Genomic DNA, 10000 nt, shown 5'->3' on the forward strand with positions numbered 1-10000 from the left:
CGGTGGCGTCGTTGATCGAGAAGTCGCGGACATGCAGCTCGTAGATGCTCAGGTCCGACGGCGCGGCCACGGTGGTGGGCGGCGCGCTCTGGTCCCAGCCATTGGGCTTGGTGGCCTGGGCCTGCAGGTCCATGACAACGCTCTGCTGGCTGCCCAGGGTCAGGCCGAGGGAATAGGGGTCTGTGACGAGGTTCTTCACCAGGCCCGTGCCCTTGACGAAGACCTGCACCTGGTAGCGGTAGGTGGCGCCTTGCAGATGGCCTTGCTTGCTGAGGCTCCAGACGCCGGTGGCAGCGTCGCGCGCCATCGGCTCGGTAGTGGTGCGGGTCAGGCCCGAGTTGCCCAGGGCCGTCGTCAGCACCAGCGATACGTTTTGCGCGGTGGGTGCCCACAGCTTGAAGCTGGTGCTGCCATTGCTGGCGACGGCGCCGAGGTCGGGCACGTTGTTGGCGGCGGCATAGAGGTCGTCCAGCGCGCCGGCGATCTGGGCGGTGGTGGCGTTCTGCACCTTGCCGTTGGCGTCTTCCTGCACGAGCACGAGTTGCTGCTGGTGCAGGCTGGGCAGGCGAACCACGTCGGCTGCACGCACGTTGAAGACGGTGCCGCTGGCCACGTACTTGAAGCGCAGCGCGTCAGCGGCGGGCACGGTGCCGGTGAAGGCGTCCAGCGTGATGTAGCCGTCAGCGCCTTGCACCGGCGCTTCGAGGCCGACGCTGATCTGGCCAGTGGCCGAGTAATAGAGGCGAACCGGGCTGCTGGTGGCCACACGCGGCCACTTGACCATGCTCTTGTTCAGCCACACGGCGCGGGCGTCGGTGCTGGAGACCTGGCGCAGGTCCGGCGGCGCGAAGTAGACGGTGGCGTCGCGCTCCACCAGCCAGATCTGGCCGACCTGGTTCTGGATGTTCAGCGCGGCGTACTCGACATGGATGTTGTCGTTGCGGCCGTCCTTGTCGTTCTCGTTGGGCGGCATGCCGTGGATGATGAATTCCAGGGCCTTGCGGTTCACGTCGCCCTGCGGGTTCAGCACGGGGATGTCGAACACGACTTCGCCGTCACCGACCGCGTAGCCGGGCATGGCGCTCAGCGGGACGGGCTGGCCCCAGTTCTCGATGTTGACGCCGGCGGGCAGTGCCGGAGCGTTCAGGCCGCTGCCGTTCCACAGATGCAGGCCCCAGGCGCTGTAGCCGCTGTCGAAGCGCTTGTAGTGCACGCGCAGGGTCTTGATGTCGGGCGCGGGCAGCAGCAGCGGGTTGCTGGCGTAGCTGGTGCTGTCGCCTGCCAAGCGCCAGATCTCGTTGGCGCCGGCCAGGAGCGCATAGCTCTGGTCGGCGCCGCCGTTGTCCTTGTTGTCGCCGTTGTGCAGCAGGAAGCCGACGGTGCCGCTGCCCGCGGCCAGGGGCACGTCGTAATAGACGCCGAAGTCGTCGCTGCCGGCYGCGTTCCAGCCGCCGTTCCAGTTCGGGCTTTGGGCGGCGTTCCAGGTGTGGATCTGCCAGCCGGCGTAGTCGCCGCCCGAGCGGCGGTAGTGCACGCGCAGCGAGGTGGCGGGTGCACCGGGCGTAGCCACGGCGGCAATCTTGGCGCGTGGCGCCTGCTGGGCGACTGGCACGCCGGCCAGCAGCTCAACGCCGCTGCTGTCTTCGGCTGCCGCGCTGCTGACGCTGCTCATGGTGGCCTGTGGTTCGACGCTCCCGCCGCCACAGGCCCCCAGCAGCGCCAGCGCGCCGATTGCCAAGCCCGTGATCGCCTGTCGCGCCTGCAGCGCCCAGCCTGCCCATGCCTTCATGTCGTGCACTCCTTGGAAGTGCGCGGATGCTATTGAAGCAAAACTACATATGGAAGCTGGTGAAATCCCGAGGGGAAGTTCATGAATTTCCACTATGTATAGAGAGATTCGCCCAGAAGGATCATGGATCTATTTGATCTATGTGTAGTTTTATTTCAATCATGATGCCTTGCGTCTGGAAGGAAACGAAAGATGTGACGACTGAGGAAATCGTGAGGATGACTCACGACATGCGGGCAGCGCAGGACTAAGCTTCAACCAGGAGACTGCAGCGAGAGCAGGGGACTGCCATGAACAAGATCCGTACCTTGAGCGCCGCCCTGGCCGTGATCGCCACGGCGGTCGGCCTGAGTGGCTGCGCCGTCGAAACCAGGCCACCGCCGACCACCGACGTTTTCGTCGATTCCGCGTTCAAGCCGCCCAGCGTCCACATCGATGCGCAGGAGGCGCTGGCTCTGAGCCCGGCGATGAAGCGCTTCGCCGAGACGGAGATGGCCAGCGAGATCCGCAACAAGGGTCTGCGCGATGGCCTCATCGACGCCCTCTACACCAAGGGCCGGCTGCAGCTGGACTACGACGCCGAGAACACCCGCACGGCGGCCGAGGCCTTCGAGGCCAAGCGTGGCAACTGCATGTCGCTGGTGCTGATGACGGCGGCCTTCGCCCGCCACCTGAACATGCCGGTGCGCTTCAACAGCGTCTTCCTGGAAGAGAGCTGGACCCGTTCCAACGGCATCTTCTTCGTCGCCGGCCACGTCAACATCAGCCTGGCCCGGCCGCTGGCCGTCGGCCGCACAACCGTCTTCGGTGACCCGGAGCTGCTGACCATCGACTTCCTGCCGCCCGACCAGGTGCGCGGCCATCGCGGCCGGGTCGTCGACGAGTCCACCATCCTGGCGATGTTCCTGAACAACCGTGCCGCTGAGGCGCTGACGGTGGGCAAGGTCGATGACGCCTACTGGTGGGCGCGCGAGGCCATCCGCACCGATGCACGTTGGCTGTCGGCCTACAACACCCTGGCCGTGCTCTACCGCCGCAAGGGCCTGATGGACCGCGCCGAGGCGACGCTGCGCCTGGTGCTGGATCGCGAGCCGCTCAACACCCAGGCAATGTCCAACCTCGTTCTCGTGCTCAGCGACACCGGTCGCCGGGAGGAGGCTCTGGTCTATTCCAACCAGCTCGCCCAAATCCAGCCCATCGCGCCCTACAAGTTCTTCGACGAAGGCTTGGCGGCCATGCGGGCGGGCGAGTACGCGGCCGCTCGCCAGCTGTTCCGCAAGGAGTTGGCGAGAGCAGCCTATGTGCCCGAGTTCCATTTCTGGCTGGGCCTGGCCAACTACGGCATGGGCGATGTGTCGGGTGCGCGCGGCGAGATCGCCAAGGCGCTGGAGAACAGCGCGACGGTCAAGGACCGTGAGATGTATGGCGCCAAGCTGGCCTGGCTGAACGAGATCCGCGAGCAGCAGCGCCAGCAGCGCATACCGCTGCGAGGGCCGGCGGGATCCTAGTCGCCATCAGATCGCAGCGAGCCCGTGCCGGGCTCGGGCCCGGGCACAGGCCTCGTCACCAATGCCCATGGGCGCCCGCTCGCCGAACTCGCGGCAGGGCGAGGGGCGCCACTCGTGGATGCCGCAGCTGGCCTTCACACCCACCTTGCCGCTGAGTGCCGCGCAGCGCGGCTGGGCATGGTCGGTGCCGCGCATGCGCACCAGGCGCCCGGTGAGCTCCACCGCCAGGCCATCGGGCACGCGGCCGCCTTCGCTCTCCAGCTCGCTGCGGTCGAAGTCGACCCGAAAGCTCGCGCAGCAGGCGCCGCAGCTCAAACAGGGGTTGTCACTCATCCAGCCAGTGTAGGCAGCGGTGAGACACTGGATCGCTCCCACCTCATCCCAGCCCACCATGCGCGCATTCCTTGGCACCCTCCTGCTGCTGGCCGCCGGCGCAGCCCAGGCCGCGGATCTGACCGTCACCGTGATGGATCGCAACGGCAAGCCGCTGGCAGACGCCGTCGTGCTGGTCGACAGTGCGGTGCAGGGCCTGCGGCCCACCACGGTGATGGAGGCGACCGTCGTGCAGGAGAAGCTGCGCTTCGTGCCCACGGTCAGCGTCGTCGGCCTGGGCGCCAAGGTCAGCTTCAGCAACCTGGACACCTGGGACCATCACGTCATCCTCGGGCTGATGGGCGCCGGCGGTGTCTACGTCGACCCGGGCCAGAACACCCAGTTCCGCCTTGCCGGCCGCGTTGGCAACAAGCCACCCGCCTCTGACAGCAAGGTGCTGGGCCAGCCCGGCGCCTATCTGCTGGGTTGCCACATCCACGGCTCCATGCGCGGCCACATCTACGTGGCCGACACGCCCTGGGCCAAGCTCGGCGGCGAGGACGGCAAGGCTGTGCTGCAGGGGCTGCCGGAAGGCCCGGCCCGAGTGCGCATCTGGCACCCCGACCAGCTCGTCGAAGGTTCGCCGACGGACGTGAAGGTCGCCGCCACCGGCAGCGCGGTGACGATCACCACGCAGATTGCTCCGGCGCGCAAGAAGCGGCCCGCGGGCGATCCGTACTTCGGGGGCTAGTGAGCGAAGGGGTTCGCCGTCGCGAACCACAGGCCGATGCCGGTGGCGATGATGAAGGCGCCATCGGTCACGCCGACCGCCAGAAAGAACTTGGTCTGCAGCTCGGGCGCGATCTCGGGCTGGCGAGCGATGCCCTCCAGCAGCTTCATGCTGGCCAGGCCGATGCCCAGGCAGGAACCGAAAGCGGGAATGCCGATCAGCAGCGCGACGGCGAGGGGCAGGACATCGAAGGCGGGCATCTTGGTTACTCCTTTGTGTTGGCGAGAAGGAGTCTGGCCGGGTCTTTGCGGCGCGTCGATGACCTCGGAAGTCATTGAGTTCAGTCGCCGGTTCAGGTCAACTGGAGGCTTCCTTCTTCCTTTTTGTCAGCCGCCTGCTGGCTCGCGCACGACGGTGACCGTGCAGTCCGACTCGGCCACGACCTGGCCCGACACGCTGCCCAGGTAGCGCCGGATCGCTGAGGCGCCGCGCGCGCCCATGACGATGTGGTCCACGCCGTTGCGGTGGGCGAAATCCACCAGCGCGTTGGCCACGTCGGGCGCCTCCAGCACATGGAAGGTCAGCCGGCCGTCTGCCAGGTTCAACGCCTTGCTGATCGGGCGCGCCCAGTGCTTGAGCGCGATGAGCTGCTTCACGTGCAGGCTCTGGCCGTGCTGGTCGATCAGCTCGTCGATGCCGATGCGGTTGACCTTCATGACGGACACACAGGCCAGCCGCGCGCCGGCCTCGGTCTGCACGATGCGGYGGACGGTCTCGCACAACTGCGCCCGCAACTCGGGCGTCCCGCGGTCCAACTCCACCGCGGCCATCACGATGGGGCTGCGCGCGAGCTGCTGGCCGGCCGGTCCGGCGGGGGCGGGTTCGGCACCCAGGGCGAAGAACCAGCGCTTGAGCCTGAGCATCGCGCCGCTCACCCTCAGCTTCTCGGCGCGCGCTGTCAGCGCCACGCCGGCGGGTTCGCGCAGGTCCAGCGCGAGCTGGGCGGCGCTCTGGTAGCGGCGCTCGGGCTTGACCTCCAGGCAATGCAGGATGACTTCCTGCAGCCAGGGCGGCAATTCGGGGCGGATGGCGCGCGGCGGCACGGGCTCGACGAAGAGGCGCCGGCGCAGGCCGCGCACCGAGTCCGGCTGGCCGAAGGGGCGCTCGCCGGTCGCCAGGTGATAGAGCATGACGCCCAGGGCGAACAAGTCGCTGCGCGGATCGTTGCGCACGAACTGCACCTGCTCCGGGCTCATATAGGGCCCCGTGCCCATGGGCAGCGTGAACTCCTCTTCGAGCAGATCGGGCAGTTGTTCATGGCGGCTGAGGCCGAAGTCGACCAGCACGGCCGTGCCGTCGGCGCGGAACATGATGTTGCTGGGCTTGATGTCCAGGTGCACGACGTACTGGCGATGCAGGGCGGCCAGCGCTGTCGCGACGCGGGCACCGATGTCGGCCACCTCCTCAGGCGGCAGCGGCGCATCGTCCAGGCGCGGGCGCAGCGTGTCGCCGGGGATGCGCTCCATGACGATGAAGGCCTGGCGTGTCCAGTCGCCGCGGGCCACGAAGCGCGGCACATGCGGGCCGCTGAGCTGCGGCATCAGCATCTGCTCGACCTCGAAGCCGACGATGGTGGCCGGGTCCTCGCCGCCCTTGATGCGCGGCACCTTCATTAGCAGTTCGATGCCGTCATCGGCGCTGCTGTCACTGCCTTCCACACGGCTGACCCGCCACAGGTTGGCCATGCCGCCCTGGTGCAGGCGAGCCTCCAGCCGGAAGCCGTCCAGCACCTGGCCGGCTTCGAGTGGCGCGGGTGGAGCGGGTGGCAAGGGTGGGTTGGTGGTCATCACTCTCCGCGGGTGAGGCGGCCCGCCAGGCGCTCGGCAATCAGCGGCGGCAGGTCGGTTGCGCGCAGGGCCGCGACGGCCGCGTCAACGTCGTAGGCCACACGCTGGAAGGTGATGCGGGCATCGTCCAGATCGGACTTGCCGGGGTCGAGCAACGCGTAGCAGGCCGCCGGATTGCCGTCACGCGGCTGGCCGCAGGAGCCGGGAATGACCAGCCACTGGCGGTGCGCCGGCAGCGGCATGGGCACGCCGGCCACCGGCCGGAAGTCGCCCGCCTTGCCGGTGCCGGAGAGGTGGAAGAGCATGGGCTCGTGCATATGGCCGCAGACCTGGATGCGCGCCGCGCTGGCGTGCAGGCTCTTCACGGCCTCGGCGCGGCCTTGCACGTATTCCCAGCCGTTGGGATCGAAGGCATTGGCATGCACGAACAGGCAATGGCCCGGCTCGCCGTGAGCCTGCAACGGCAGCCGCGCGAGAAAGCGCAACTGGTCTTCGTTCAGCTGGGCGCGCGTCCAGTCGATGACCGCGCGGGCATCGGGGTGCATGCCCGGGGTGCCGCCATGGACCACGGCTTCATCGTGGTTGCCCTGCACGGCGATGGCGCCATCGGTGACCAGGGCCATGACCTGATCGACCACCCAGGCCGGGTCGGCGCCGTAGCCGACGAAGTCGCCCAGCAGCGCATAGCGCGTGGCGCCCTGGGCCCGCGCGTCCGCCAGGACGGCTTGCAGGGCCTGTTTATTGGCATGAATGTCTGTGATGAAAGCCCAACGCATGGGCCGCAGCTTGCCACGAAGGGCTGACGCCGGCCCAACACCGGGTCAGGGGGCGGCGAGATCGGGGCGGATATCGGCCAGGGATGCGAGCAGGCGTTGCGCGGTTGCCGGGTCGCGCGGGGCCAGCGCTTGCGCGATTCGGCGCAGCGGTTCGGCAGCGGGCCGGAAGTCGGGGCTTTGGCGCAGTACGGCCAGCAGCGGCGGGCCGACGCGGGCCAGCATGACGGCCGGGTCTGCGCTGGGTGTGGTGCGGCGGCCCAGGTCCAGGTAGTCGCGGCGGGCCTGGGTGTAGGCCGAGAGGCGCGCGGCCGCTGCGGCATCCGGCTGGGCGAGCAGGGCGGTCATGTCGACGCTCACCTCGCCCAGCAGCGCCAGCAGGCGGTCGCGCGGTGCGGAGTCGGGCGCATAGGTGACGCGCGGTGCGCGGTAGGCCACCCAGGGGCGGTCGTCGGTGTTCAGCGGCGCGTCCGCGGCGAGGCGGCGCAGCGCTGGGGCGTCGGCGATGAAGCTGCCGAGCACGGCGAAGCTGTCGCCAAGGCCGAAATGCCCAGCCAGCACCGGCACCACCCTCGGCGCAAAGCGGGTATCTCCGATTCGCCCGACAAGGCCCAGCGTGGGTGTGTCCAGGCTGTTGCTGGCGAGGATGGCGGCGCCATCGGGAAAGGCCTGCAGGAAGGCCGCCGTGATGCTGCGCAGCGTTTCCAGGTCGAGCTGGTGCAGCGGCAGCCATTGGCAGAACAGGCCTCGCGGCGCAAGCCGCTCGCGCACGGCGCGGAAATGCTCGACCGTGTAGAGAGCACCCGAGCCACTGCGGGCGGGATGGAAGTTGTCGGAGACGATGACGTCGTAGTGCCGCGCGGTGGTGCGTACGAAGCGGCGCGCATCGGCGGCCAGCAGGCGCGGGCTGGGGCCTTCGCCCAGCGCGGGGCGGAACATCGCGGCGGCTTCGATCACTTCGGGCAGCAGCTCGACGGCTTCCACCTGCACGCCGGGCAGCCGCGCGGCCACGCCGGCAGTGATGCCCGAGCCCAGGCCGAGGAAGAGGGCGCGCTGCGGCGCCGGATGCAGCAGCAGCGGCAGCAGGGCCTGGCGGCCGTCGACATGCAGCGTCGCGCTGCTGCCTTCCTGCTGGCGGTTGTTGATGCGCAGGCGCGCGACACCAGCGGCATCCTCGACGACGCTGACGGCGGCCATCGCGCCCTCGCGGTAGCTGAGGGTGCGGCCGCCCTCGGGGCGGTCGACGAAGGCCAGCGGTGGTGCCAGAACGGCAATCGCGGCGGTGGCGGCAGCAGGCAGCGACCAGCCGAAGCTGCGCCAGGCCGGCAGGAGTAGCAGATAGCCCGCTGCGACGAGGATCAAGGCGAGTTTGGCGCCGAGGGCGGGCGCGATGAGCACGCCGAACAGCGGCGCGGCCAGCGTGGCGCCCAGCGTGTTGACGCCGAGTGCGCGGCTGAACGCGATGCCGGCCGCAGACGCGTCGGCGCTGAGCTGGCAGAACAGCGCGCCCATCAGCAGCGTCGGCAGCGCGAACACGGCGACGGCGAGCACAGCCTCGGTGGCCAGTGCTGCGGCCAGCGTCTCAGGCTGCAGCCAAGCCTTGATCGCGTCGGCGCTCCACAGCGCGGCCATGCCGAGCAGGATGCTCACGGCCAGCGCCTGCAGCAGGTGCGGCGTGCTGTGCAGCGCTGGCCAGYGTGCATGAGCTGCGGCGCCCAGCGCGCTGCCAGCGAGATAGACGGCCAGCAGCAGCGCGAAGGTGTAGACGGTGTCCTCGGCCACCTGGCTGAGCACGCGCACGGCCAGCACTTCGTAGGCGATGCCGAGCAACCCGCTCAGGGCCAGCAGGACGAGTGGCCGGCTCGATGTCGGTGAGGCAGGCGCCGGCGCGGGGCGGGACTGCAATGAAACGCCGGCCAGGAATGCGCAGCCCAGGTTGAGGGCGACGCAAAGCCCTGCGCTGCGTGTCAGTCCCCAATTCGGAATCAGCCAGAAGGCGGTGGCCAGCACGCCGGCGACGGCGCCCAGTGTGTTCGCGGCATACAGCGGCGCGACGCCGGCGGTACCGATGCGCGCCATGGCCGGCAGCGTGGCGCCCATCGCGGCGGTGGCCGGCAGCAGCAGGAGAAAGCTCGCTGCAAAGGCAACGCTCCATTGCCACAGCGGCGCGGCGTCGGGGCCGATCAGCGCGAGCGCTGCATTGCTGGCCATGGGCATGGCAGCCATCAGCACCGCGCCCCAGAGGCCGATCAGCGCCTCGCAGGCGGCATACCAGCGCTGCGGTTGTGGGCTCGCGTCGATGCGTGGGCCCAGCAGCAATGACCCCAGCGACAGCCCGCCGAAGAAAGCCGCGACTACCGCGAGAACGGCGGCCGATTCGTGGCCCAGCACGAGGCCGAGCTGCTGCGTCCAGACGATCTGGTAGCCCAGCCCGGCAAAGCCGGACGCGGCCATCAAAAGCAGCGCGAGGTGCTTCAAGCGTTGAAGCTCAGCGTATAGCCCCAGCTCTCCAAACGCGTCGGGATCGCGTTGAAGGCCAAGCTGATGCGCCGCCCGCCAGCGTTGGGCGGCACGGCGTGCATCAGATAGCTGGGGAACAGCACCATGTCGCCCGGGCTGGRCGCGGGGCCGACCCATTTCTCGGCGTTGTAGGGGCCGGCGGTCACGCCGGCGTGGTCGTTCTTCAGCGCGAAGTCATGGCCGCCGGGCGACTTCATGAAGACGGTGCGGGCCGAGTCATCGGTCTCGGTCAGGTAGACCACGCCGGAGGCAAAACTGTTGGCGTGGTTGTGCATGGCCTGGCGCCCGCCGGTGTCCAGCACGTTGACCCACATCTCCTTGATGGCCCAGCCCAGGGTCTCGCCAAAGAGGTGGCGGCCGAACTCGGCGATCTTGGGTGTGATCAGCGCCGCGGCCTGCACAAGCAACGGGCTGTCGCCGGGCTGCAGCATCTGGGTGTGCGACAGGGCTCCCGAGCTATTGTTGGCCTGCAGCGCGCGAGTGCTGAAGTGGTCGATCAGCGCATTGACGAGGGGCACGGG

9 protein-coding genes are annotated in these 10000 nt (G+C 68.9%); 2 read left to right on the top strand and 7 right to left on the bottom strand.

Features of this window, described 5'->3' with window-relative positions; all coding sequences use genetic code 11:
- Positions 1–1789, bottom strand: a 1789-nt coding sequence (locus ACXJKR_RS15290; protein WP_457323547.1) for a pullulanase-associated domain-containing protein, incomplete at its 3' end; no start/stop codon positions are given.
- Positions 1790–2079: 290 nt separating this feature from the next.
- Here ACXJKR_RS15290 and ACXJKR_RS15295 point away from each other — a divergent pair.
- Positions 2080–3297, top strand: coding sequence for a tetratricopeptide repeat protein (locus ACXJKR_RS15295; protein ID WP_056201840.1), 1218 nt, complete (start codon positions 2080–2082; stop codon positions 3295–3297).
- Positions 3298–3303: 6 nt separating this feature from the next.
- Here ACXJKR_RS15295 and ACXJKR_RS15300 read toward each other — a convergent pair whose 3' ends face one another.
- On the bottom strand, positions 3304–3630 hold the full coding sequence (locus ACXJKR_RS15300) for a YkgJ family cysteine cluster protein (protein ID WP_056201843.1): 327 nt from the start codon (positions 3628–3630) through the stop codon (positions 3304–3306).
- Between the two features lie 58 nt (positions 3631–3688).
- On the opposite strand from ACXJKR_RS15300, the gene ACXJKR_RS15305 reads away from it, so the two are divergent.
- Positions 3689–4360 carry a plastocyanin gene (locus ACXJKR_RS15305; protein WP_457323548.1) on the top strand — a complete coding sequence of 224 codons (672 nt, stop codon included), beginning with the start codon at positions 3689–3691 and terminating at the stop codon, positions 4358–4360.
- Here the strand turns inward: ACXJKR_RS15305 and atpE are convergent.
- The 5 genes from atpE to ACXJKR_RS15330 form a co-directional block, all read right to left on the bottom strand.
- Positions 4357–4599 (bottom strand): F0F1 ATP synthase subunit C, encoded by a 243-nt coding sequence (atpE, locus tag ACXJKR_RS15310; protein WP_056201848.1) that lies wholly within the window; start codon positions 4597–4599, stop codon positions 4357–4359. The genes ACXJKR_RS15305 and atpE overlap by 4 nt on opposite strands.
- Positions 4600–4725: 126 nt before the next feature.
- Positions 4726–6186, bottom strand: a complete 1461-nt coding sequence (locus tag ACXJKR_RS15315) for a protein kinase domain-containing protein (RefSeq protein ID WP_457323549.1) — start codon at positions 6184–6186, stop codon at positions 4726–4728.
- Positions 6186–6962: a metallophosphoesterase family protein gene (locus ACXJKR_RS15320; protein WP_457323550.1), complete on the bottom strand. Its 777-nt coding sequence runs from the start codon at positions 6960–6962 to the stop codon at positions 6186–6188. Before ACXJKR_RS15320 ends, ACXJKR_RS15315 begins: the two co-directional genes overlap by 1 nt.
- Positions 6963–7007: 45 nt before the next feature.
- Positions 7008–9437 (bottom strand): fused MFS/spermidine synthase, encoded by a 2430-nt coding sequence (locus ACXJKR_RS15325; protein WP_457323551.1) that lies wholly within the window; start codon positions 9435–9437, stop codon positions 7008–7010.
- Positions 9434–10000: putative 2OG-Fe(II) oxygenase (locus ACXJKR_RS15330; RefSeq protein WP_457323552.1), on the bottom strand; the 567-nt coding region annotated here is incomplete at its 5' end. The genes ACXJKR_RS15330 and ACXJKR_RS15325, both read right to left, overlap by 4 nt.

The sequence above is a fragment of the Roseateles sp. P5_E11 genome (genome assembly GCF_054049355.1).